The 23,005-nt window shown below is 71.4% G+C and carries 18 protein-coding genes; 7 read left to right on the forward strand and 11 right to left on the reverse strand.

Annotated elements, in window-relative coordinates:
* Window positions 1-288: 288 nt before the first annotated feature.
* Together ACZ7LU_RS32600 and ACZ7LU_RS32605 are read left to right on the forward strand one after the other, a co-directional pair.
* On the forward strand, window positions 289-867 hold the full coding sequence (locus ACZ7LU_RS32600) for a TMEM165/GDT1 family protein (protein WP_398297282.1): 579 nt from the start codon (window positions 289-291) through the stop codon (window positions 865-867).
* Window positions 868-1,050: 183 nt separating this feature from the next.
* Window positions 1,051-1,734 (forward strand): HAD-IA family hydrolase, encoded by a 684-nt coding sequence (locus tag ACZ7LU_RS32605; RefSeq protein WP_471918766.1) that lies wholly within the window; start codon window positions 1,051-1,053, stop codon window positions 1,732-1,734.
* A 43-nt stretch (window positions 1,735-1,777) separates the two neighbouring features.
* Here ACZ7LU_RS32605 and ACZ7LU_RS32610 read toward each other — a convergent pair whose 3' ends face one another.
* The gene (locus ACZ7LU_RS32610; protein WP_471918767.1) at window positions 1,778-2,596 is read right to left on the reverse strand and encodes a peptidoglycan-binding domain-containing protein; all 819 of its coding nucleotides are present in this window, start codon (window positions 2,594-2,596) and stop codon (window positions 1,778-1,780) included.
* Window positions 2,597-3,761: 1,165 nt separating this feature from the next.
* Here ACZ7LU_RS32610 and ACZ7LU_RS32615 point away from each other — a divergent pair.
* Window positions 3,762-5,831, forward strand: a complete 2,070-nt coding sequence (locus ACZ7LU_RS32615) for a DHA2 family efflux MFS transporter permease subunit (protein WP_471918768.1) — start codon at window positions 3,762-3,764, stop codon at window positions 5,829-5,831.
* 12 nt (window positions 5,832-5,843) lie between these two features.
* Here ACZ7LU_RS32615 and ACZ7LU_RS32620 read toward each other — a convergent pair whose 3' ends face one another.
* The 5 genes from ACZ7LU_RS32620 to ACZ7LU_RS32640 form a co-directional block, all read right to left on the reverse strand.
* Complete coding sequence (locus ACZ7LU_RS32620; RefSeq protein WP_471918769.1) at window positions 5,844-8,642, reverse strand: P-loop NTPase fold protein; 2,799 nt, start codon at window positions 8,640-8,642, stop codon at window positions 5,844-5,846.
* A gap of 201 nt (window positions 8,643-8,843) precedes the next feature.
* A complete protein-coding gene (locus tag ACZ7LU_RS32625) occupies window positions 8,844-9,170 on the reverse strand; it encodes an antibiotic biosynthesis monooxygenase family protein (protein ID WP_471918770.1) in 327 nt (108 codons plus the stop codon).
* Window positions 9,171-9,252: 82 nt separating this feature from the next.
* The gene (locus ACZ7LU_RS32630) at window positions 9,253-9,693 is read right to left on the reverse strand and encodes a hypothetical protein (protein WP_471918771.1); all 441 of its coding nucleotides are present in this window, start codon (window positions 9,691-9,693) and stop codon (window positions 9,253-9,255) included.
* Complete coding sequence (locus tag ACZ7LU_RS32635; protein WP_471918772.1) at window positions 9,686-10,339, reverse strand: hypothetical protein; 654 nt, start codon at window positions 10,337-10,339, stop codon at window positions 9,686-9,688. The genes ACZ7LU_RS32630 and ACZ7LU_RS32635 overlap by 8 nt, the downstream gene beginning before the upstream one ends.
* 132 nt (window positions 10,340-10,471) lie before the next feature.
* Complete coding sequence (locus ACZ7LU_RS32640) at window positions 10,472-10,876, reverse strand: DnaJ family domain-containing protein (RefSeq protein ID WP_468083300.1); 405 nt, start codon at window positions 10,874-10,876, stop codon at window positions 10,472-10,474.
* 124 nt (window positions 10,877-11,000) lie between these two features.
* On the opposite strand from ACZ7LU_RS32640, the gene ACZ7LU_RS32645 reads away from it, so the two are divergent.
* Window positions 11,001-11,393 carry an FHA domain-containing protein gene (locus ACZ7LU_RS32645; protein ID WP_468303915.1) on the forward strand — a complete coding sequence of 131 codons (393 nt, stop codon included), beginning with the start codon at window positions 11,001-11,003 and terminating at the stop codon, window positions 11,391-11,393.
* An 11-nt stretch (window positions 11,394-11,404) separates the two neighbouring features.
* Here the strand turns inward: ACZ7LU_RS32645 and ACZ7LU_RS32650 are convergent, their stop codons facing one another.
* Window positions 11,405-12,082: an O-methyltransferase gene (locus ACZ7LU_RS32650; RefSeq protein ID WP_471918773.1), complete on the reverse strand. Its 678-nt coding sequence runs from the start codon at window positions 12,080-12,082 to the stop codon at window positions 11,405-11,407.
* Between the two features lie 126 nt (window positions 12,083-12,208).
* Here ACZ7LU_RS32650 and ACZ7LU_RS32655 point away from each other — a divergent pair, with 126 nt between their 5' ends.
* Entirely contained in the window at window positions 12,209-13,342 is a 1,134-nt protein-coding gene (locus ACZ7LU_RS32655) for a serpin family protein (protein WP_471918774.1), read from the forward strand.
* A gap of 271 nt (window positions 13,343-13,613) precedes the next feature.
* Here ACZ7LU_RS32655 and proP read toward each other — a convergent pair whose 3' ends face one another.
* Window positions 13,614-15,146, reverse strand: a complete 1,533-nt coding sequence (gene proP, locus ACZ7LU_RS32660) for a glycine betaine/L-proline transporter ProP (RefSeq protein WP_471918851.1) — start codon at window positions 15,144-15,146, stop codon at window positions 13,614-13,616.
* Between the two features lie 503 nt (window positions 15,147-15,649).
* On the opposite strand from proP, the gene ACZ7LU_RS32665 reads away from it, so the two are divergent.
* A complete protein-coding gene (locus tag ACZ7LU_RS32665; RefSeq protein WP_471918775.1) occupies window positions 15,650-17,707 on the forward strand; it encodes a bifunctional glycosyltransferase 87/phosphatase PAP2 family protein in 2,058 nt (685 codons plus the stop codon).
* Here ACZ7LU_RS32665 and ACZ7LU_RS32670 read toward each other — a convergent pair.
* Both ACZ7LU_RS32670 and ACZ7LU_RS32675 read right to left on the reverse strand, forming a co-directional pair.
* Complete coding sequence (locus ACZ7LU_RS32670; RefSeq protein ID WP_468083310.1) at window positions 17,658-19,289, reverse strand: hypothetical protein; 1,632 nt, start codon at window positions 19,287-19,289, stop codon at window positions 17,658-17,660. The two genes, ACZ7LU_RS32665 and ACZ7LU_RS32670, sit on opposite strands and share 50 nt — an antisense overlap.
* Before the next feature lie 118 nt (window positions 19,290-19,407).
* A complete protein-coding gene (locus ACZ7LU_RS32675) occupies window positions 19,408-20,667 on the reverse strand; it encodes a cytochrome P450 (RefSeq protein ID WP_471918776.1) in 1,260 nt (419 codons plus the stop codon).
* A 276-nt stretch (window positions 20,668-20,943) separates the two neighbouring features.
* On the opposite strand from ACZ7LU_RS32675, the gene ACZ7LU_RS32680 reads away from it, so the two are divergent.
* Window positions 20,944-22,113 carry a steroid 3-ketoacyl-CoA thiolase gene (locus ACZ7LU_RS32680; RefSeq protein ID WP_468083312.1) on the forward strand — a complete coding sequence of 390 codons (1,170 nt, stop codon included), beginning with the start codon at window positions 20,944-20,946 and terminating at the stop codon, window positions 22,111-22,113.
* Between the two features lie 110 nt (window positions 22,114-22,223).
* On the opposite strand, the gene ACZ7LU_RS32685 is transcribed toward ACZ7LU_RS32680, so the two are convergent.
* Window positions 22,224-22,679 (reverse strand): aggregation-promoting factor C-terminal-like domain-containing protein, encoded by a 456-nt coding sequence (locus ACZ7LU_RS32685; RefSeq protein ID WP_468600581.1) that lies wholly within the window; start codon window positions 22,677-22,679, stop codon window positions 22,224-22,226.
* Between the last annotated feature and the right edge of the window lie 326 nt (window positions 22,680-23,005).

Genomic DNA, 23,005 nt, shown 5'->3' on the forward strand with positions numbered 1-23,005 from the left:
GTCCCTGGTCGCGACCCGTGCGCCGTCCCGTACGATGGACGGCGCAGAAGGGGAGTAGCTCTTCGCCGGACCGTCGACATACTGCTCAGCTCGTCTGAGCCGGCGCCCGGAGGCAGGCCCTGTGGGGCAGGCCAGCGAGACCTTCGGCAAGCAGTGCCCGACGTGCGCGGCCCGTGTACGTCCAGACGCCCACATCCGTGTGCGTCCGTGTGCGCTGCCGTGCCGAGGTGTCGTACGCGAAGCGGTGTAACACTCTCGGTGGGGCGGCCCCGACCGATTGAGGAACCCTTGATCAGCTTCAGCGTGATGGCGCTCGTCTTCGGCGTCGTCTTCCTTGCCGAGCTGCCGGACAAGACGGCGCTGGCCGGACTCGTCCTCGGCACGCGCTACCGCGCTTCGTACGTCTTCGCCGGCGTCGCGGCCGCCTTCACCGTCCACGTGGTGCTCGCCGTCGCGGCGGGCAGCGTCCTGACCCTGCTGCCGCAGCAGCTGGTCCACGCGCTGACGGGCGTCCTCTTCCTCGGCGGCGCCGCGATGCTGCTCCTGAAGGGCGGCGGCGAGGAGGAAGAGGTCAGGCAGCCCGAGGACCAGAGCTTCTGGAAGGTCTCCGGGGCGGGCTTCATGCTCATCCTGGTCGCCGAGTTCGGCGATCTGACGCAGATCATGACCGCGAACATGGCGGCGCGCTACGACGACCCGCTCTCCGTCGGCCTCGGCGCGGTGCTCGCGCTGTGGGCGGTCGCGGGACTCGGCATCGTCGGCGGAAAGGCGCTGATGAAGCGGGTGCCGCTGGTGCTCATCACGAAGATCGCGGCGCTGCTGATGCTGGGGCTCGGGGTGTGGAGCCTGTACGAGGCGATTGCCTGAGAGGGGTGGCCGCCCCGTGGGTAGTGGTCCCTTTTGCGGGTCTTGACCGGTCTGACCTGCGGCGTTGGCTTTTGGGGCCCGCGTTTTGTACCGTGCAGGAACAAAGTGGCTCCGCCCGTACTCCCTGACCGGCGGGCGGGGCCGCCTTGATCTTTCGCTGCCCCTGCGCTCTGGAGCACCCCGATGACGGCAACGACCGCCGACCCTGTCGCACCCGTTCTGACCGCCCGGGCCGTTCTCCTCGACATGGACGGCACCCTCGTGAACTCCGACGCCGTCGTCGAGCGCTGCTGGCGGCGCTGGGCCGCGCGGCACGGGCTCGACTTCGACGAGGTCATCAAGGTCGTCCACGGGCGGCAGGGATACGCGTCCATGGCGGTGCTGCTGCCCGAGCGGCCCATGGAGGAGAACTACGCGGAGAACCGCGAGATGCTCGCCGCGGAGACCGCCGACATGGACGGCGTCGTGCCCGTGCCGGGCGCGCCCGCGTTCCTGACCGCACTGGCCGACCTCCGCCTGCCGCACGCACTCGTGACCTCCGCCGATGTGCCCCTGTCCACCGGACGCATGGCCGCGGCCGGGCTCGCGCTGCCCGAGGTGCGGGTGACCGCGGAGAGCGTGGGCGCGAGCAAGCCGGACCCCGAGGGGTTCCTCAAGGGCGCGGCGGCACTCGGTTTCGACCCTGCGGACTGCGTGGTCTTCGAGGACTCCGAGGCGGGCATACGCGCGGGTCAGGCGGCCGGCATGAGGGTCGTGGGCGTCGGCCCCCGCGCCGCGGAGTTCGGCCCGACGGTGCATGTGGACGACCTGACGGGCGTGGGCGTCGCGGACGCGGGCGACGGGTCGATCCGCCTGACGTTCGACTGACGTTCGGCTGAGGTCGCGGGTCGGGGCCGACGCCAAGGATTGTCTATGGTTCCGAGGTTTCCGCCTCCAGGCTGCGGCGGGTCTCGCGGCCGTACTCGCCCCGGGCGTCGTCGGTGAGGCCACGGGCCCACTGGTAGCGGGCCACAGCCTCGGCGACCCGGGACGTGTAGACGCCGTCCCGCTCACCCACGTACAGGTAGAGCTGCGCAAGCCGACCCTGCAGCTCGGCGACGCGCGGCCCCTTGTCGCCCGGCCTCAGCGTGACGTCGGCCGCCTTGCGGGGCGGCGGTGACGCCGACGGCCCGACCGAGCCCGTCGCGCGCGCGGTCGAGGGCGTGACCGAGGGTGTCGGTGGCGCCGAGCGCCCGGGCGTGGGCGAGGGCGGCAGGTTCACGGCCGGTGTGCTCGGGGTGACGGAGGGCGTGCGCGCGAGGGACGCCGACACGGATCGCTTCGCGGAGGGCGGCGCGGGCTTCGTCGGATCCGCGTACGCCGACACGGGGTCGCCCGGCAGCGCGCGGTCCCGGTCCGGCCCGTCCGTGGCGGCCGAGAAAAGCCCCACCGCGAAGACGGTGCCGGCCACCACGGCTGCCGCCACCCCGGCCCCGGTGACCAGCGCGAGGCGCCGGTTGCGGGCCGGCTTCTCGTCCGGGGTGGTGGGTCCGGGAGCGGGATCTCTTTCGGCGCCCGGTGCCGGAGTGTCGGCGTTCGGGAGTGGTCGGGGCGGCGGCTGGGCCGACAGGGGCGCCGTGTCCGCCGCACGATCGGTCGGGGTGGCCGTATCGGGGTCCGGCAGCGAGACGTAGGGCCGTATGCGCAGCGGATCGAAGTCCTCCGCAGCGGCGGCCTCCGCAGACCGCAAGCGAGTCCGGTCGAGGGCGTCAATCACGCGTGCCGCGGCGCCTGTGCCGGCTGGGCCACCTGCGCCTGCCGGGTCTGCCGACCCTGCCGGACCTGCCGGACCTGCCGGGCCAGCCAGGCCGTCCGGGCCCGCTGGGCTGCTGGTGCCTGCTGGGTTGCCCGCGCCTGCTGCGCTGTCCGGGTCGGCCGTGCTGCCCGCGCCTGCCGTGTCGACGGGGCCCGCTGGGCTGCTGGTGCCTGCTGGGTTGCCCGCGCCTGCTGCGCTGTCCGGGTCGGCCGTGCTGCCCGCGCCTGCCGGGCCAGCCGTGTCGACAGGGTCCGTTGGGCCGCCCGCACTGCCCGCGCTCCCTGCGCCCGCTGCGCTGCCGGGGTCTGCTGGGCTGCCTACCGTGCTGGCCGGGCTTGCTGTGCGGCCCAGGTCTGCCAGGTCTGCCGGGTCTGCCGGGCCTGCCCGGCCTGACGGGCCGACCGTAGCGACTGGGCTCGCCGGGCTGCCCGCGTTTGCCGGGCCAGCCGTGCCGACCGGGCCCGCTGCACTTCCTGCGCCCGCTGCACTTCCTGCGCCCGCTGCACTTCCTGCGCCCGCTGTGCTGCCTGCGCCCGCTGTGCTGCCTGGGACCGCTGCACTTCCTGCGCCCGCTGTGCTGCCCGGGCCCCCTGTGCTGCCCGCGCCCATCGCGCCGCCCGCACCCGCCCGCCCCGGGCCTGGCGCGTCGACCGCCCCCGCCGAGCAACCGCACCCCGAGGACGCGCCCCCGGGCTCGCGAGGCGCGGATTCGCACGACGGGGAGTGCAGGTCGTCCTGCCCGCCCCGCCTGCCCTGCCTGCCCCGCCCGCCCCGTAACCCCTCGTGCCGTTCGTCCTGTCCGGCCACCGGCCGTTCCTCCCCTCCTGCGTCCCGCCCGCCCCGAGAGCTCCAGCGATTATGCAGACCCTCGCTTCAACAGGCCATAACGGGAGACACGGACCAGGATGGAAAGGGAAGGCCGCAACGGACTCCACGGGTTCAACAGACTCAACAGACTCAATCGACCCAAGAGCCTCACCGGGCTCACCGGGCTCACCTGGCTCGCCGGGCCCCTACAGACCCCACAGCCCCGGCGAGAACAGCTGACCCGGCTGAATCAGCGGACCACGCGGCCCCGGCGGACCCCCAGGAGGTGTCCATGTCGCAGGATGTCAGCGCCCGCTCCGCAGGAGAGGGACCCGGACCCGGCTCGACGCACGTCGGCGGCAACGGGCATCCCCCCGGAAACGTACTGATCTCCATCGGCGCACTGCTGCTCGGCATGCTCCTCGCGGCCCTCGACCAGACCATCGTCTCCACCGCTCTGCCGACGATCGTCAGCGAGCTCGGAGGCATGGACCACCTGTCGTGGGTCGTCACCGCGTACATGCTGGCGGCGACGGCCGCGACCCCGCTCTGGGGCAAGCTCGGCGACCAGTACGGCCGCAAGAAGCTGTTCCAGACCGCGATCGTGATCTTCCTGGTCGGCTCGGCACTCTGCGGCATGGCGCAGAACATGCCGCAGCTCATCGGATTCCGCGCGCTGCAGGGCCTCGGCGGCGGCGGGCTCATGGTGCTGTCCATGGCGATCGTCGGAGACCTCGTGTCGCCGCGCGAACGCGGTAAGTATCAGGGCCTGTTCGGCGCGGTGTTCGGCGCGACCAGCGTCCTCGGGCCGCTGCTCGGCGGCCTCTTCACCGAGCACCTCTCCTGGCGCTGGGTCTTCTACATCAACCTGCCCATCGGCGTGCTCGCCCTCGCCGTCATCGCGACCACCCTGCACATCCCGGTGCGCAGGACCCGGCACACCATCGACTACCTCGGCACGTTCCTCATCGCGTCCGTCGCCACCTGCCTGGTCCTGGTCGCCTCGCTCGGCGGCACCACATGGGCCTGGGGCTCACCGCAGATCATCGGGCTCGCGGTGCTCGGCGTGATCCTGGCCGGGGCCTTCGTGGCGGTGGAGCGCAGGGCGGCGGAGCCGGTGATCCCGCTGAAGCTGTTCCGGATCCGCACCTTCACGCTCTCCGCCGTCATCAGCTTCATCGTGGGCTTCGCGATGTTCGGTGCGATGACCTACCTGCCGACGTTCCTGCAGGTCGTGCAGGGCGTATCGCCGACGATGTCGGGCGTGCACATGCTGCCGATGGTGGCCGGCATGCTCCTGTCGACGACCGCCTCCGGCCAGATCGTCAGCCGTACGGGCCGCTGGAAGGTCTTCCCGATCGCGGGCACGGCCATCACCACGCTCGGCCTGCTCCTGCTCCACCAGCTCAACGAGAACAGCGGCACCTTCGAGATGAGCGCGTACTTCTTCGTCTTCGGCCTGGGCCTCGGCCTGGTCATGCAGGTCCTCGTCCTCATCGTGCAGAACGCCGTCAGCTACGAGGACCTGGGCGTCGCCACGTCCGGCGCGACGTTCTTCCGCTCCATCGGCGCCTCCTTCGGCGTCGCGATCTTCGGCACGGTCTTCACCAACCGGCTCGGCGACAAACTCACCGACGCCCTCGCCGGACAGCAGCTGCCGCCCGGCCTCAGCGTGAGCACCCTGGAGGCCGACCCACGCGGCATCGCCCGGCTCCCCGCCGACCTGCGGCCCAGCGCCCTGCACGCGTACGCCTCGTCGATCACCGACGTCTTCCTATACGCGGCGCCGGTCGCCCTGGCGGCCTTCCTCCTCGCCTGGTTCCTGCGCGAGGACAAGCTGCGCGCCTCGGTCACGGCACCCGATCCGACCCAGACGCTGGCCAGCAACCCCGTGGAGCGTTCGTCGTACGACGAGTGCGCGCGGGCGCTCTCGGTGCTCGGGACGCGCGAGGGACGGCGCAAGATCTACGAGAGGATCACCGAGCGCGCCGGCTACGACCTGCTGCCCGCGTCGAGCTGGCTGCTCCTGCGCGTCGCCCGGCACGGCTCCGTCGAGCCCGGCGTGCTCGCCGAGCGCACGACGGTGCCGCTGACCGTCATCACGGCCGCCGCCCGCCAGGTCGAGGAGCGCCGCCTGGCCGAACGCCAGGGCCTGGAGATGATCCTCACCGACCGGGGCCGCGAGGTCGCCGCCAAGCTGGCCACGGCCCGCGAGGAGTCCCTGTCCGAACTCCTCGGCGACTGGTGGGGCCCCCACCGCCCGACCGACCTGGACCGACTGGTCAAGGAACTCAGCGCTGAACTGTGCGGCTCGGAGTCGGAGCGCCCGCACAACGGGTCGACGGTGGCGCGGGCGGCGTGAGACCCGCCTGATTCAGAGGGCGGCAAGTCCCCACGCGGCGCGGACGTCGGAGATGATGACGCGCGCGCTCTGAGGTGAGATGGACAGCTCCTGGCGTGCTTCGGCGAGCGGCTGCACACCGTCCCTGCGTGGTGACCGGCCGTCCGCCGCCGCCTTGCGGCGGGTGAACTCGGCGGACCCGAAGACGTCCAGGAGCGTCAGCCCGAAGTAGACGTACGCGCTGGCTTCTTCGAGGAGCGCGAGCGTCCCGTCCGACAGGCCGGGGCCCGTGGGCCATGGCTGGGCGCCGTCGACGGTCCACTGTCGCATGGGCCGCACCCGACGGCCCGCGAAGTCAGTCATGAGCACCCGGGCGTTGTTCCGGCGGGAGAGAGTCGATCCGGGCTGCTCGGCGCCGTCCGCCGACAGGAGCTGTTCGAGTTCGCCGAGGTGGAGCAGGACGGCGGCGGTCCCGGCGGTCCAGCCCGGCTCATCGGCGAGCAGCACGCGGGTGCTGGCCAGTGCTTCCGCCACCTCGTCGGAGATCATCTCCCAGGCCAGCTGCGCCATTTCGTACGCGTTGGTCTCCTGCTGCACTTCGTCCAGGCGGCGGCCGTACCGGATGAGGTCCCGCGGAACGCCACCGGAGAGGGCGTGGGAGAGGCAGGCGTACGGCGGTGTCAGGCCCGGAACCCGTTCCTTCAGGATGGCGGTCGATTCGGCGAGCGTGCAGGGCCGTACGTGCAGCACGTCATCGAGTGAGCTCTCGGTGACGTCCCGGTGCGGGAGCCCTCTGCGGACGAACGCGGCACCGACGTCCTCGGCGACGGAGATCAGGTAACAGACCCCGCGGATGCCGAACACGGCCTTCACCTCGCGCAGAAAGGCGAGGGCCTGCTCCTCGGTCCCGACGCGGTCCAGTTCGTCGATCGCGATGATCACCTTGGTCCGACGGCGGTACGAACCCAGCGGCCCGAGCCCCGAACCGCACTCCAACGCGATGTCGCCGAGGATCTGCCGGAAGTCGGAGACCAGTTCCGGATACGTCAGCGGGGCGAGGGAGAGCGACGTCGTCTGTGAGGCGCCGAGCTTGTCGGGCATGCCCAAACTGACCATGGCGGTGGCGTTCTGCAGCGTGCGCAGCCGGTACAGATGCCGTTGGCAGCGATGCACCAGATAGGGCGTCCTTCGCCTGTTGCGTCGGTAGGTGAGGTCGAAGAGGCCGAGGCCGGTGCAGACGAGAGCGACGCGTGCGGCGTTGTCGTCGTCGAAGACGAGAGAGACGATCTCCTCCTGCGTGACCGCCCAGTGCAGCCCTACGGCACCGCAGACGACGAGGGTGCCGAGCCAGAGAAGGGCCCTGGCGTCCTGGGGCTCGGAGTACCGGCCCGCCCTTTCCACGTAGAAATCTCTGTGCCTCCGCCAGATGATCCGGATGAGACAGGGCAGAGCGACGAACACGGCCAACAGGACGCCCCAGTCCGCGCCTTCGTAGAGCTGAACGGAGTTGTGTCGGATGTCCCGGTCGTAGAAGAGAGAGAAGACCGATGCGCCGATGACGGCCAGGGCGGCGAACCGGAGCGCGATACGCGTGGTACGGGCGGCGGTCCGGCGGAAGCCCGGCGACGTGCGGCACGACCACAGGAAGATGCCGGCGACGGTCAGCGCAAGCGCCGCCACGGGCCGCTCCCCTCGCCAGATCTGCTCCCCGTAGTCGAAGAGTCGCGACCCGTGGCCGGTGATCTGTTCGCGGAGACCCGGCCCGTGCTCGGTGACGTGGACATCGACCTCCCGCGCAAGGCCGAGCACCAGAAGTCCGGCCGAGACCGCGGCGAAGACGAGCCGCCGGGCCAGCCGGCTCGTCGCCTTCCTCGCGAAACGCAGCGGACGTCGGATCAGCCCCAGAGACGTGAACTCCGGGACCGGGTAACCGTGACCACCGATGTAGTCCTCGCAGACCTTCGCCGACAGGTGGAGCAGGAAGTCGTGCGGGGTGTACGTGGCGGGCACCTGGACGAGGACGGAGAACGCGGCGTCGGCGGTGGCCTCTTCGAGCAGGGTGGTCTTGCCGGTGCCGCGCGGACCGCAGACGGCGATGGTGCCGTCGTCGATCTGGTCGATCTTCCGTTTCAACTGCGCGGACGCGGCCGAGTCGACGACATAGGCGCGGCTCCGGGCCGAGTAAAGACCCTGCTTGCTCGTGGGCAGGTACAAGCTGTCCTGGTCGTCGCCGAGCAGGTCCTCGACGATGTCCACGACCATGGGCAGGGTGGCGTTGCGCATGCGCAGCGTCACGGCCCGCGCCCGGCTCTCCATGACCGCGCGTGCCCATCTCGACTCGGCCCATCGCCTGGCCAAGGCGAGCCAGTTGTCGGCGCACGCGCGTGAACCCGAGGACGTCACGGCGAGCGCCAGGCTGATCAGCGCGCAGCCGGCGAGCGCCCAGAGAACGGCCGTCGAGGAACCGATGAGGGTGTAGAGCGAGAACCAGCCGCAGGCGATCACGGCGCCTATCAGGCGCCAGTCCCGCAGGGGCCGACCCGTGGCCTCCCGCAGCCTTCCGTCGGCGGTCTCCTGGCGCTGCACGGCTGCCCGATACGAGGAGAGCACTGCGCCGCACCCGCTCAAGACCGTGGACACCTGGGACGGGTGGGCCGCGGCACGGCGCACGTTGGACGCGCTCGCCGACAGCCGCTTGTCGACCTTCTTCGCGACCTTCGGATTGGTCAGCGCGTCGTCGACGGCATCGGTGTACAGGGCCCGCTCTGCCTCGCCGCGCAGCGGGCCCGACCGCAGTGTCTGGCGGTGTGCGTTCCATGCGGGTGAGGTCATTCACGCGTCCTTGTGTGGCTGCCCTGGGCACGGGTGCCGCGTGCCCTTGGTACGGGGTGGGGCCGCCAACAGCCCCACGACGGAACCCTAGCGACGCACACTGACATCCTGATCTTGTGACCGGACACGGTGTCACGGAGACGCGACTGTGCCCCGTACCCGGAGCGATCCGGATACGGGGCACAGTGTCGAACCGAGCCGTTACTCGCCCTTGGGCGCGGCCTGCTGGATGACCTCGAAGGACCAGACCGAGGACCCGCTGGCGGCGGGCTTTGGGCGGTCGCCGCCCTCGCTGCCGCCCTGGTGCGCGGCCTTCATGGGGCCCTCCATCCACGCCTGGAAGGAGGCCTCGTCGCGCCAGCGGGTGTAGACCAGGTACTGGTCCGTGCCCTCGATCGGGCGGAGGAGTTCGAACCACTCGAAGCCGTCCGAGTTCTCCACCGCGCCCGCGCGGGAGGCGAAGCGCTTTTCCAGGATCTCGCGCTGTTCGTCGGGGACGGTGAGGGCGTTGATCTTCACGATGCTCATACCGCCATCCTGCCGCACCGGGGTGTCGGGGCGGCGTGAGCCCCGGCCCCGGCGGGGGACACAGGAAGAGGCACGATGCCTGTCACAGGCGCAGCAGGCGCTCTGCCGTCTCGCGGTAGTCGCGCAGGGCCAGGCGGAGCTGTTCCGTGTCCCCGGTGGCGGTGCCGCCGGTTGCCGTCTCGCCGGCGGTGGTGCCACGGCCGGTGGTGTCACGGGCGGTGGTGTCACGGGCGGTGGTGTCTGCGGGACGGTGCCCGGAGGCGGCGGGCGGGGTGGCGTCGATGGTCGCGGGCGCGGCCTCGCCGGGTGCGCCCTGTGCCGGGAGGGACTGCCACGTCGTGCGCAGGGTGCGACGGCGCTCCTCCAGGGTGCGCGTCAGGTCGGCGATCGTCTCCTCCAGGACGCGGTCGGCGTTCTCGACGGCGGCTCGCGGCTCGTCGACGAAGCCGTTGACGGCGTTCTGAAGGCGCAGCGTCAGCTTGTCGCGTGCGTCGGGCGGGAAGAGAGCGGACCCGTCAGCCATGCTGAACTCCCTTGTGGGTGATGCCGGTCGAGCGCTTGTGGGTGCCGTGCCTGCCGTCGTGCACGGCGTCGGTGTCGGTGTGCTGCTCCTTCACCAGGGCGTCGAAGAGTGCCCGCGCCTCGATCATGGCGGCGCGCATCTCCTCGGTACCGGTGCCGGCACCGTGTTCGTCGGTGCCCGGCGTGTCGAGCGCCGCGCGGTGCACCTTGCGGTAGCCGTGGACGTGGTGGGCGTGGTGCACGGAGAGCGCGTCGACCTGGTCCTCGTAGTGGCCCGCGTCGGGGAAGCCGCGGGCTCCCGCCACCTCGGCGATGAGCCGGTCGGCCTCGATCAGGGCTTCGCGGGGGGAGTCGACGAAACGTTCCTGGGCGACGGTCCAGCGCGCCGCGTACTCCTCGCGAGCGGCGGGCGCCAGCGGCCGCGTGCGCAGCGAACCGTGCCGCTTCACACGCTCGCCGAGGTCGCGCTCGGCGGCCTTGGTGTCACCGTCGTGCCGGGCGACCGCGCGGTCGTACTCGGGCCCGAAACGGCGCCTGAGATTGCGCCTGCCGCCCGCGCCCTGCCGCTTGCGGCTCAGTACGGCGAAAGCGGCGGCGACGAGGACGACGGCGACCACGATCAGAACGATGAGCAGGACTGTGGACATGGGTGGGTGCCCTTTTCGGCTCGGGGATCGGCCTGGGGCGCGAGGCCCTGGGGGCCTCGACACCCGTTCCCCGAATCGAGTTGCCCGAAAGGGAGCCGTCAAACGGCCGGTCCTGAGGGCGAGTCGGGCCGCTCAGGCCTGATGGCGCTCCCGCCAGTCGCGGGCCACCTCGTCGACGTCGTAGGGGGCCAGGCCGAGCGGCGGGCCCGGCGGCGGGGTGCGCAGGGCCGCGCGGATCTTCTCGTTGAGCTCCGTCACGAGTCTGCGCGCCACGCGTTCGGACGGGGCTTCGGCGGCCGCGACCAGCGTGTCCTCGGCCTCCTTGCGCAGGGCGAGCGTGGGGGACAGGTAGGAGAGGCCTTCACGGGCCATCTTCCGCTTGACCCACCACATTTCGTCGTACGTCGGGTCGGGGCCCTCGGGGAGTGGCTTGCCCCTGCCCGGCAGGGAGGCGAAGTCCCCGCGCTCCTCCGCCTCACGGATCTGCTTGTCGATCCAGGACTCGAAGTCGACGCCAGGTGGCTTGCGCTCAGTCATGGGTCCATTGTCCCAGGAGGGCCGTGCGTCCGCCCAGGGAGGCGCTTAGGATGCGGCACGCGACACACCGGCCGCGGGCCGACAACCACGGTCGTGCCGCCCTGAGTTGAAGGAGCGTACCCACGTGCTGGAGCTGACCATGGCCTCGGTGTCCGGGACGGACGCGGGCGCGACCGCAGGCATGCTGATGGCCGAGACGCCGAGCGAGCCCGGTGCGGTGCTGCGGGTGGGGCGGGACAGGAACGTGTGCCGGCTGGTGACGCCCGACGACTGGCTGTTCGTGTCGCGTACGCATCTGGAGTTCCGCTGCGGGCCCGACGGGGCCTGGTCCGTCCGGTGGCTGCGCGGCTCGAACCCCGATCCGGCCTCCGAGGTGCGGGTGGTGTCCGAGGGCGCGGCGCGGCCCCTCGCCTACGGAGGGGCGGCGCCGCTCTCCCGGGGCGGCTCCGGGGAGATCGTCATCCAGGACAGGTCGGGGCCGCGGAGTGTGAACATCGGTTACTACCACGAGGGTTGAGGCCAGACGCGCTAGGCCAGTACGCGGGCAAGCGCGAAGCCGTCGTACCCCTTGACGCCGACCGTCTGCACCGCCGTACCGCTCAACTTAGGGTGCTCGGCGATGAGTTCGAGCGCGGCCCGGGTGCCGAGCACGCCCGGGTCGGTGCTGGAGGCGTCGGTGACGGCGCCGCCCCGTACGACGTTGTCGAGGATGATGAGGCTGCCGGGGCGGGTGAGCTTGAGCGACCACTCCAGGTAGTGCGCGTTGTTGACCTTGTCGGCGTCGATGAAGACGAGGTCGAAGGGGGCGGGGTGCGCGGCGTGTTCGGCGCCGAGCGCGGTGAGCGAGTCGAGGGCCGGGCCGACGCGCACCTCGACAAGCTTGTCGAGTCCGGCGCGGGCGAGGTTGCCGCGGGCCACGGCGGCGTGCTGGGGGCTGTGTTCGAGGGTGATGAGGCGGCCGTCGGCGGGCAGGGCGCGGGCCAGCCAGATGGTGCTGTAGCCGCCGAGGGTGCCGATCTCCAGGATGTGGCGGGCGCCCTGCGTCTGGGCGAGGAGGTGGAGCAGCTTGCCCTGGTTCGGGGCGACGTTGATGTGCGGCAGGCCGGCCGCGTCGCTGTCGCGCAGGGCGGCGGTCAGGGCCTCGTCGGCGGGGGCGAGGAGGCCGGTGAAGTAGTCGTCGACGGAGTCCCACTGCGGTTGGTTCATGCGGCGCGCACGTTCCCTTCGACTGTCTAGTTAGCTTCGCTAAGGAGTCTAGGGCGGGCGGCGGGGATTGTCAGTGGGGGCTCGCATACTGGGGGTGAAGATCGGCGGTTCAGGTGATGACGGGGGATGGGTGTCGTGGAGTACGGGGGAGCGGTGCGGGGGTTCGCCGAGCGGTGGCTGCCCGAGGTGGAGCGGTCGGCCGATGGTGTCGACGGCTCGGGGGACTTCGTGTGTTCGCCGGCCGGGATGTGGCTCGCGCTGGCCTCGGTCGCGGCGGGCGCCCGCGGGGAAACCGCCGACGAGCTGCGGGAGTTGCTCGGCGTCGCCGGGGCCGAGGCCGCCCGGGCCGTGACGGACGGCGCGCGGGCCCTCGCGGACACGGACGCGCTGGGCGTCGCCACGCGCGTGTGGAGCCGGGTGCCGGTCCTGCGGGAGTACGAGGAGGCCTTGCCGGACATCGGCTTCGGTCCCATGGACGCCGACGGCGCCGACGCCGCGGACGCGTGGGTGCGGGAGGCCACGGGCGGCATGATCGAGCGCCTGCCCGTGACCGTCACCCCGGACACGCTGCTCCTCCTGGTCAACGCGCTGGCGCTCAAGGCGCGTTGGGAGTACCCCTTCGAGGGGGCGGCCACGCGGGACGCCCTCTTCACGGACGCGGCGGGCGTCGCGCACCAGGTGCCGACCATGCGGCGGGAGGTGGCGCCGGGGGACGCGTGGGTGGTGGACGCGGCCCTGGGCGCGGGTGTGGGGGCGCGTGTCGTCGAGATGCGGTGTGCCGTCCCGCGCGGCGGTCTGCCTCCCGTACGGGTCCGCTTCGTCCTCGGGGAGCCGGGGGCCGGGCCGGCCGCCGTGCTGCCGCTCGCCTGGGCGCCTGGCGAGCGGCGGTCGCCGATCGACGCTGAACAGATCCTCATGGCCCTGCCCCGCTTCTCACTGCGCACGCGCACCGACGCGACGGGACAACTGGCCGCTCTCGGGGTGCGGTGGGCCATGAGTGACGCCGCCGACTTCTCGGGGATGTCACCGGAGCGGCTCGCGATATCCCAGGTGGTGCAGGAGGCGGTCGTGAAGATCGCCGAGCGGGGAGTCGAGGCGGCGGCGGTGACGGCTGTGCCGATGCCGGCGGGCGCGGCGTATCGCCCACGGCGCGTGGAGCGGATCACTTTCGACCGCCCGTTCGGCGTCGTCGTACTCGACGGGTCGGCGGAGGTGCCGCTGTTCGCGGGCTGGCAGGCGGGGGTCCCCACCGGCCCGTAAGCCGCCGCCTCCGGCGACACGCCTCGGGCGGCGTCTCGCTGGATCCGGACTCCGCGCCTCCGCGGGGGGGGCGTACGTCTCGCTGGAGCCGGGCCACACGTCTCGCCGGAGCTCAGCGCCGTCCGCATCTCCCCGGAGCCGCGACTCCGCCGCATCCCCCGGTCGCGGGGCCCGGCCTCCCGAGACCCCGCACCGCCTCCCGCCCCTGGGGCGCCGGAGGAGCCAGGCCCCGCCGTCCTGCCTTCCGAGGCCCCGCCCCGCCTCCCGCTTCTCAGGCGCGGGAAGAGCCGGAGGGGGCGGAGGTGCCGGAGAGGCCACAGGGAGCGGAGGGGGCGGAGGTGGCGGCGGAGCCCGAGGCGTCCGCGTTTCGTAGGGCGGTCGCCTCTGCCTCTGTCTCTACCGCCGGCGGCGAACCCGGCAGCGGGCTGCGGGCCGATTCCGTCATGTACCAGACGGCGATGCCGCCCACCACGGCCGCCGCCATCATGTAGTACGCGGGCATCATCTTGTCGCCCGTCGCGCCGATCAGTGCCGTCACGACCAGCGGGGTCGTGCCGCCGAAGACCGAGACGGAGATGTTGAAGCCGATGGACAGGGAGCCGTAGCGGACCTTGGTGGGGAAGAGGGCGGGGAGCGTCGACGGCATCGAGGCCGTGAAGCAGACCAGGAGCATGCCGAGCGCGCCGAGGCCCAGCCCGATCGCCCACAGCGAGCCGTCGCGGATCAGGAGCAGGGCGGGGACGGAGAGCAGGAGGAAACCGGCGCAGCCCGCGGCGATCACCGGGCGGCGGCCCACGCGGTCCGTGAGCGCCCCCATGAACGGCTGGGCGCACATCATGAGCGCCATGACGGCCAGGATGACGAGGAGGCCGTGCGTCTCGTCGTACTCGAGCTCGCTGGTCAGATAGCTCGGCATGTACGACAGCAGCATGTAGTCCGTGACGTTGAAGACCAGGACCAGGCCCATGCAGAGGAGGAGCGCCTTCCACTGGCCCGTGACCATGTCGCGCAGGCGCACCTTCGCGCGGGTCTGCTCGTCCTTGTGGGCCTTCTCCAGCTCGGCGGCGAACGCCGGGGTCTCCTCCAGCTTCATGCGGAGGTAGAGGCCGATCAGACCCATCGGGCCGGCGATCAGGAACGGGATGCGCCAGCCCCAGGAGAGCAGGTCGTCCGAGGAGAGCAGGGCTGTCATCAGGGTGACGAGGCCCGCGCCGCCGATGTACCCCGCCAGCGTGCCGAACTCCAGCCAGCTGCCGAGGAAGCCCCGCTTCTTGTCGGGGGCGTACTCGGCGATGAAGGTGGAGGCACCCGCGTACTCGCCGCCCGTGGAGAAGCCCTGCACCAGGCGGGCCGCGAGGAGCAGCACCGGCGCCCAGACGCCGATCGACGCGTAGGAAGGGATCAAGCCAATCGCGAAGGTGCCCGCCGCCATCATGATCATGGTCAGCGCGAGGACCTTCTGGCGGCCCACGCGGTCGCCGAGCGGCCCGAAGATCATGCCGCCGAGCGGCCGGATCAGGAAGGCCGCGGCGAAGGCGCCGAAGGTGGAGAGCAGCTGGGCCGTCGGATTGCCCGAGGGGAAGAAGACCTTGCCCAGGGTGACGGCGATGTAGCTGTAGACACCGAAGTCGAACCACTCCATCGCGTTGCCGAGGGCGGCCGCCTTCACCGCGCGCCTGACCATCGCCGGGTCGGTGACGGTGACGTCCTGAACCGCGGTGACGTCCTCAGCCGCTCCTCCCCGGGGCCCGACCCCGGTTCCGGCCCCGGTCCCGTTCCGGGGCCCGGCCCCTGTCCCGGGCAGGTGTCCTTGCGAGGACTCCGGCTTGCGTAGTGCGACGGGTGTGGCGCTCGCCAAGGGTTCGCTCGCCTCTTTCGGTCGACGACAAGGACAAGGCCGCACCCGGAAACCGGGGCGGCCCGAAAAGCGACCATAGGTGCAAGGGGCATCATTACGGTGGGTGCCCGGGCGGCCGCGCACCGCACCGAAACCGCTGTTGTCCAGGCCAAACGTCTTTTCGTCCGGTAGGAGAGACTAGGTCTGTATGTGATCTATGTCGCCGCCCCGGCGCGGAACCGCACGCGTACGGCACGCCAAGCGCACGCGAACCGCACAGGAGCGGCACAGGAACCGCAGGTCGGGGGCCGATTCCCGGCCGCGGGCGGCGGGCGCGGCCCGGCGCGGTGCCCGAAAAGCCGATAGAAAGCGATGTGGCGGCCAGGTGAAAAGGTGGTTGCGTGCGTCTCACATGAGGGGCTTGAAAAGGGCCGCAGACAGGACGAACGGGGCGGGAGGGTCGACGGGGCGTGGCGAACGTTGAACACAGGAGTGGCGGCGCCCTGGGAACAGGGCCGGCCGGCGGACCCGAGTCGCGGATCGGAGCGGCCCGCGTCGTCCTCTGGCTGCTCGCCGCCGTCCTCGCGATCCGGCAGGCCACCGACGTCCTGCGGACCCCCGCGGGCGAGCGCCTCACCGATCTGGAGACCTGGATCGGGCCGGAGGGCGTCCTGCACGTGAAGGGCTCCTTCTACGACGCGGACAAGTTCACCGGCACCCCCTTCGCGGGCCTCGTCCTCAAGCCACTCGCACGCTCCGGCGAGCAGGCGCTCGGCTGGGCCTGGACCTTCGGCACGCTCGGCCTCGTCGTCGCGCTCGGCCTGATCGCCGCCCGCTCCCTGCCCCAGCCGGTCACCCGGCGCACCTCCCTGCTCGCCGCCCCCGTCGCGGTCAGCCTGCTCATGCTGTCGCTGCCGGTCCGCAACACCCTGCACCTCGGCCAGACCAGCATCCTCCCCGTGCTGCTCGTCCTGCTCGGCCTCTTCGCGGTCCGCGGCGAGCGGACCAGCGGCGTCCTCATCGGCATCGGCGCGGCCCTCCAGCCGACCATGCTGCTGTTCGCCGCGCTGCTCTGGTGCACAGGACGCCGGAAGGCCGCCGCCTCCACCGGCGCCGGCTTCGCCGCCTGCACCGCGCTCGCCTGGGCGGCGATGCCGAGCGATTCGTCGACGTACTGGTTCCACCACCTCGGCGGCGCGGGCCTGGGCGGGAACCCGGACGCCAACGCCAACCAGTCGCTGCACGGCATGCTGCTCCGCGCCGGCCTCGAAGGACCGCTGGAGATCGGGCTCTTCCTGGCCCTGAGCGCCGCCCTCGTCGTCGTCGGCCTGCGCCGCGCCGTGCGCTACGCGCGGGACGGGCAGCTGCTCCTCGCCGTCGCGATCACCGGCTGTGTCGCGGTCGCGGTCTCCCCGACGACCTGGCAGCACCAGCTCCTGTGGGTGCTCTTCGCGGTGGTCGGCCGGGTCGGCAAGCGCCAGTCCGACCGGTACATGTGGCCGGTGGCCGTCGTCCTCGTGTCGACGCTGCCCGCCAAGATGATGCTGCCGAACATGCCGGTCACCGAGCCGATCAGGGACAACATCGTGCTGATCGCGGCGCTCGCCGCGGCCACCGTCGTGCCGTTCCTGTCGCGCACGCACCCGCAGTACCGGAGCCCCATCCCCACGGACTACGCGGCGCCCGTCCCGGCGCGCTGGAAGCGGGTGCCGCTCGTCCCGTTCTGGCGGCGCGTCGTGACCCGCCCGAACCTGCTGCTCGAACTGCTCCTGATCCGCGTCGGCTACTCCGCGTACCAGCAGGTCAGGCTCGCGGCGACGGGCGGCACGATCTCCGGGGGCCGGGCCACCGCCGAGCACCACGGCGAGCAGGTGCACGCGATCGAGCAGTTCCTGTTCATCGACATCGAGCACTGGTTCAACCATCTGACGGCGCGGACCGGCTGGATGGAGGACTTCTTCAACTTCTACTACACGTCCTTCCACTTCCTGGTGCCGCTGAGCGTCCTCGCGGTGCTGTACGTCCGCCGCCCCGCCGACTACCGCTGGGCGCGCTCGGCGCTCGGCTTCGCGACGGTCCTCGCGCTCATCGGGTTCTGGGCCTATCCGCTCGCCCCGCCGCGTCTGATGCCGGAGCTCGGCTTCATCGACACGGTGCACGGCGTGCAGGACTTCACCCAACCGGACTACGGCACGCTGACCGCGCTCACCAACCAGTACGCGGCGATGCCCTCGCTGCACTTCGGCTGGTCGCTGTGGTGCGGCCTGATCATCGCGATCGTCGCGCCCCGGTGGTGGATGAAGGCGCTCGGCCTGCTGCACCCGTTCTTCACGGTCTGCGCGATCGTCGGCACCGGCAACCACTGGATCCTGGACGCGGTGGGCGGCGCGGCCGTCGTGGGCGCGGGCTTCGGCCTCACCTATCTGCTGTCCGGGCCCCGGGTGCGGCAGCCGCGGAAGGCGCCCGTGCGGGAGCCGGTCACCGGCACGTCGAAGGACGACTCCGCGAAGGACCGTACCCCGAGCTGATCTCGTAGGTGCCGGGCGCGGGCACCGACAGACGCGTGAACTCGCCGTGCCGCTTCAGGCAGGCGCCCTCCGCCCGGAGCCACGGCGAGTACACGAGGCGTACGGTCACCGAGCCGCGCTCGGGCACCCGCACCACCACGTTCGAGCCCGTGGAGCGGACGACGGCCGCGGGCTCGGAGACCAGCGGAACCGGGTCCTTCACCCGGAAGATCTGCCAGTGCGCGTCCTTCCACACCGGTTCCAGCCACTTCGGGCCGCTCGCCACCAGCTCCGCCTCGTCCTCGGCGAAGCCGTCCGGCTTGCCCGCGGGCAGCACGACGTACCCGACGGCCCACTTGTCGAGCCACTTGCGGTAGCTGGCCGCCGAGAACGATCCGTCGTAGAAGAGGCGGCCGCGCTCGATGTCGAGCTGGCGGTTCCAGCCGCGCGCCATGTTCACGTACGGGGCGAGGGCGGTGGCCTCGCGGTGGTTGCGGGTCGGCACGACCTCGACGCGGGTGCGGTTGGCCTCCAGACGCTCCAGCTCCCGCACCACGCCGTGGGTGTCGACCGCCCACTTCGGCACCTTCGTGGAGACCCGCAGGTCGTCGAGGGTCTTCTGCGCCACCCAGGCCGAGGACAGCACGAGCGCCACCGTCAGGGTGATCCGGCGGGCCCGGTCAAGGCCGGGGGCGAGCAGCGCGGCGAGCAGCACGGCGGGGCCGACCAGCTCCGCGAGCCGCTCGACGTTGGTGCCGATCGGGGAGGGGATGAGGTACGTGAGGACGGTGCCCGCCGCATAGACGCCGGCGCCCCACCGCAGCACCCGCCAGTGGCGCGGCCCCGCCACGATGAGGGCCAGGCTGAACAGCACGGGCGGGAAGATCCGGTCGAAGGGCATCAGGTGCTCGCCGGTGAACGGGAAGAGCACCGTGGTCGCCCCGACGACCAGGAAGGGCGGCAGGATCAGCGCGGCCGACCGCACCCAGTCGCGTACGAAGAAGTAGCCGGCGCCCGCCACGACGAGGAAGAGCCCCGCGACCGGGGACCCCATGGTGGCGAGGGCCGCGCACGCCACCGCGGCGACCGTGCGCCGGCGGCCCACCAGGGCGAGACAGGCGGCGAGGCCGAAGGCGAGGCCGAGCGCGAACGTCGTACGGCCGGAGGCGACGTTGCACCAGACGGCGAGCGAGGCGAGCACCGCGGGCCACAGGGGCCTGCGGATGCCGCTGCGCTCGATCAGGACGGCGACCAGCCAGGCGCCCGCGATCCCCGACACCGCCGTCACGGTCTTCACGCCGAGCGCGGCCATCAGATAGGGCGAGATCAGGCTGTAGTTGGCGGTGTGCATGCCGCCGTACCAGAAGAGGTTGTACGCGGCCGAGCCGTGCTCGGAGGCGAACCGCGCCCAGGCCTCCTGCGCCGCGAGGTCGCCGCCGCCCGTCGCGAGGAACATCACCCACACGGCGTACAGGGGAAGCGTGGGGACGGTGGCCAGGAGCGGTACGCGATAGCGCCGGAGGAACTGCCGGAGCGGGGGGTTCCGGCCGGTGGACGCAGTGCCGGACGGGGCGAGCGAGACGTCGGCAGAGACCACGGTCACCGTTTCCGTTCGTGTCCTGGGAAGCCAAGGTTCACTTCTCAGGACGCTTCATGCAACGGAAACGTTGGTTCCGTAAAGGTGATTGACCTGATAGGTCGCCTCATGGCGCTCTATCGGCTCAGGGGCGGGCGCCGCGGCCGGTGCTGACCCGGAGTTCCTTCACGCCGTTGAGCCAGGCGGAGCGGAGCCGGCGCGGGTCGCCGGTCAGGCGCAGGCCGGGCATGGTGTCGGCGATCGCGTTGAAGATGAGGTTGATCTCCAGGACGGCGAGGGACTTGCCGAGGCAGAAGTGCGGTCCGCCGCCGCCGAAGCCGAGGTGCGGATTCGGGTCGCGGGTGATGTCGAACTTCTCCGGCGACTCGAACACGTCGGGGTCGTGGTTGGCCGATGAGTAGAAGATGCCGACCCGGTCGCCCTTCTTGATCCGCGCGCCGCCGAGCTCCGTGTCCTGGGTGGCCGTGCGCTGGAAGGAGACCACCGGGGTCGCCCAGCGCACGATCTCCTCCGCCGTCGTGGCGGGGCGCTCGCGCTTGTAGAGCTCCCACTGGTCCGGGTGGGTGAGGAAGGCGTGCATGCCGTGGGTGATGGCGTTGCGGGTGGTCTCATTGCCGGCCACCGCCAGCAGGATCACGAAGAAGCCGAACTCGTCGGAGGAGAGGTTGCCCTCGTCCTCGGCGGCCACCAGCTGGCTGACGATGTCCTTGGCGGGGCACTCCTTGCGGGCCGCGGCGAGGTTCATCGCGTACGCGACGATCTCCATGGCCGCCTCGGCGCCGATCTCCTCGGTGATGGCGTACTCCGGATCGTCGTACGCCGCCATCTTGTTGGACCAGTCGAAGATCTTGGAGCGGTCCGCCTGGGGCACGCCGATCAGCTCGGCGATGGCCTGCAGCGGCAGCTCGGAGGCGACGTTCGTCACGAAGTCGAAGGAGCCGTCGTCGGCCGCGCCGGCGAGCGCCGTCTCGACGATGGAGCGGGCACGGGCACGCAGCGCGTCCTCCAGGGACCGGATGGCGCGGGGCGTGAAGCCGCGCTGCACGATCTGCCGGACGCGGGTGTGCTCGGGCGGGTCCATGTTGATCATGATCAGCTTCTGGACCTCGATCCGGTCCCGGTCCATCGACTCGTTGAAGCGGATGATCGCGGTGTTGACGTTGGTGGAGAACAGCTCCGGGTGCGTGGAGACGTACTTGACGTCCTCGTGCCGCGTGACGGCCCAGTACCCCGCGTCGTCGTAGCCGGAGACGCGGTACGGCTGGGTGATCCAGCGCACCGGCTCCGTCTGCCGCAGCTGCGCGAACTCCGGCAGGGGGATCCGGTCCTGGATCAGGTCGGGGTCGGTGAAGTCGAACCCGTCGGGCAGCGCTGGACAGGGCATCGGCAACTCCAGGCGTGAACGGGGTTCCGAAGGACGGCCCGGACGATGTCCTGACGGTCCATCAGAAGGCTTGGGCCGCAAGGTAGTAACGGGTTCTACAAGAGGCAAGGCCCAGAGCGGGTCCGGTTGCGTGCGGATCCTGCGCAAGGTGCGTGCAAGACCCTTGCGGCACCGGGGCCCGGCTCCGCAGACTGCTGAACGGAACTAGAACGCGTACTAGTTCTACTCGCGAGCCGCCGGGACGGCTCGCGGGACGTGGAGAGGGAGGACGAGCCCATGGCCGCGGAACCCGTCATCGTCGAAGCAGTGCGCACGCCCATCGGCAAGCGCGGAGGCGCGCTCGCCAATCTCCACCCCGCCTATCTGCTCGGTGAGACCTACCGCGAACTCCTCGGCCGCACCGGCATCCACGCCGACTGCGTCGAGCAGATCGTCGGCGGCACGGTGACGCACGCCGGGGAGCAGTCCATGAACCCGGCGCGCACGGCCTGGCTCACCATGGGGCTGCCGTACGAGACCGCGGCCACCACCGTGGACTGCCAGTGCGGCTCCTCGCAGCAGGCGAGCCACATGGTCGCCAACATGGTCGCGGCCGGTGTCATCGACGTCGGCATCAGCTGCGGCGTCGAGGCGATGTCGCGGGTGCCGCTCGGCTCCGGGTCCAAACACGGCCCGGGCAAGCCCTTCCCCGACGAGTGGAACGTCGATCTGCCCAACCAGTTCGAGGCCGCCGAGCGCATCGCGCGAAAACGTGGCCTCACCCGCGAGAACGTGGACTCGCTCGGCCTCATCTCGCAGGAGCGGGCGGCCGTCGCCTGGGCCGAGGAGCGCTTCAAACGCGAGACGTTCGCCGTGCAGGTGCCCACCACGGAGGAGGAGCAGGCCGCAGGACAGGGCATGTGGCGGCTCGTGGACCGTGACGAGGGGCTGCGCGACACCACGATGGAGGGCCTCGGCGGCCTCAAGCCGGTCATGCCGACCGCCGTGCACACCGCGGGCAACTCCTCGCAGATATCGGACGGCGCGGCCGCCCTCATGTGGGCGTCCAAGCGGATGGCGCGCGCCCTGAAGCTGAAGCCGCGGGCCCGCATCGTCGCGCAGGCGCTCGTCGGCGCCGACCCGCACTTCCACCTGGACGGACCGGTCGACGCGACGCGCGCGGTGCTGGGCAAGGCGGGGATGTCCCTGAAGGACATCGACATCGTGGAGGTCAACGAGGCGTTCGCCTCAGTGGTGTTGAGCTGGGCGCAGGTCTTCGAGCAGGACCTGGAGAAGGTCAACGTGAACGGCGGCGCGATCGCGCTGGGCCACCCGGTCGGGGCGACGGGGGCGCGGCTCATTACCACGGCCCTGCACGAACTGGAGCGCAGGGACAAGGAGTTCGCACTCATCACCATGTGCGCGGGCGGGGCGGTGGCGACGGGGACGATCATTCAGCGGCTCTAGGTACACCAATCGCCGGACAGTCATAGCCTGTCCGGCGATTGAGGGCGAACTCGGCGAAGCCGGTGATGCGGCGGTGCTCAGTGGACCCGTTCAGGCGCCTGTCGCAACGCTCAGTACCAGCCGTTCGCCTGCCAGTGGCTCCACGCGCCGGTCGGGCTGCCGTAGCGCTCGTTCATGTACTTGAGGCCCCACTCGATCTGGGTCTCGGGGTTGGTCTTCCAGTCGGCGCCCGCGGAGGCCATCTTCGAGCCGGGCAGGGCCTGGACCAGGCCGTAGGCGCCGGACGAGGAGTTGGTCGCGCTCGGGTTCCAGCCGCTCTCGTGCGAGACGATCTTGTCGAACGCGGCGTACTGCGCCGGGTCCGGGATCATCTTCTTGGCGATCGCCTTGGCGGACGCGGGAGCGGCGGCGGGGGCGGCGGCCGGAGCGGCGGCCTTCGTGGTGGTCGGGGTGGCTGCCTGAGCCGGTGCCGCGGCGAAGACCATGCCGGAGGCGGCGGCGGCGACGAGGCCGCCGGTGATGGCCTTCTTCGGGGAAGCGATGCGGCGGATGAGCGAGGCGGACACAGAGGACCTTCCGGTGGGGAACGGGGCGGTCGCGGCGCACGCCGTGGCACACGGAAGTGTGGGGGACATGCGGCGGCGCCGAGGCCCGGGTGGGCTGTCGGCGCCTTGCGACTCATCCAGAGAAACAGGCCCGGGCCCTCGCCGCAATGACCCTGTTTACTAGTGGAAGCCGCACCCGCGCCAAATGTCCATTGTGTGACGTGGCTCTCAATCCCCAGGTCAGAGCGGGTATTGATGCGTGTACGTCAAGACGTGAGGGCTACTGGCCTCTTTCGTAGAGGACCAAGGTCCTGTGGGCCGCCTCACGCTCGCGGGACCTCGATGTG

The sequence above is a fragment of the Streptomyces sp. NPDC039462 genome (genome assembly GCF_055639375.1).

Excerpts from the sequence above, each read along its gene's own strand:
- ACZ7LU_RS32605 (WP_471918766.1), top strand. The coding sequence starts at position 1,051 with ATGACGGCAACGACCGCCGACCCTGTCGCACCCGTTCTGACCGCCCGG.
- ACZ7LU_RS32625 (WP_471918770.1), bottom strand. The coding sequence starts at position 9,170 with ATGAGCATCGTGAAGATCAACGCCCTCACCGTCCCCGACGAACAGCGC.
- ACZ7LU_RS32640 (WP_468083300.1), bottom strand. The coding sequence starts at position 10,876 with ATGACTGAGCGCAAGCCACCTGGCGTCGACTTCGAGTCCTGGATCGAC.
- ACZ7LU_RS32680 (WP_468083312.1), top strand. The coding sequence starts at position 20,944 with ATGGCCGCGGAACCCGTCATCGTCGAAGCAGTGCGCACGCCCATCGGC.
- ACZ7LU_RS32650 (WP_471918773.1), bottom strand. The coding sequence starts at position 12,082 with ATGAACCAACCGCAGTGGGACTCCGTCGACGACTACTTCACCGGCCTC.
- ACZ7LU_RS32620 (WP_471918769.1), bottom strand. The coding sequence starts at position 8,642 with ATGACCTCACCCGCATGGAACGCACACCGCCAGACACTGCGGTCGGGC.
- ACZ7LU_RS32635 (WP_471918772.1), bottom strand. The coding sequence starts at position 10,339 with ATGTCCACAGTCCTGCTCATCGTTCTGATCGTGGTCGCCGTCGTCCTC.
- ACZ7LU_RS32655 (WP_471918774.1), top strand. The coding sequence starts at position 12,209 with ATGGGTGTCGTGGAGTACGGGGGAGCGGTGCGGGGGTTCGCCGAGCGG.
- ACZ7LU_RS32615 (WP_471918768.1), top strand. The coding sequence starts at position 3,762 with ATGTCGCAGGATGTCAGCGCCCGCTCCGCAGGAGAGGGACCCGGACCC.
- ACZ7LU_RS32630 (WP_471918771.1), bottom strand. The coding sequence starts at position 9,693 with ATGGCTGACGGGTCCGCTCTCTTCCCGCCCGACGCACGCGACAAGCTG.
- ACZ7LU_RS32675 (WP_471918776.1), bottom strand. The coding sequence starts at position 20,667 with ATGCCCTGTCCAGCGCTGCCCGACGGGTTCGACTTCACCGACCCCGAC.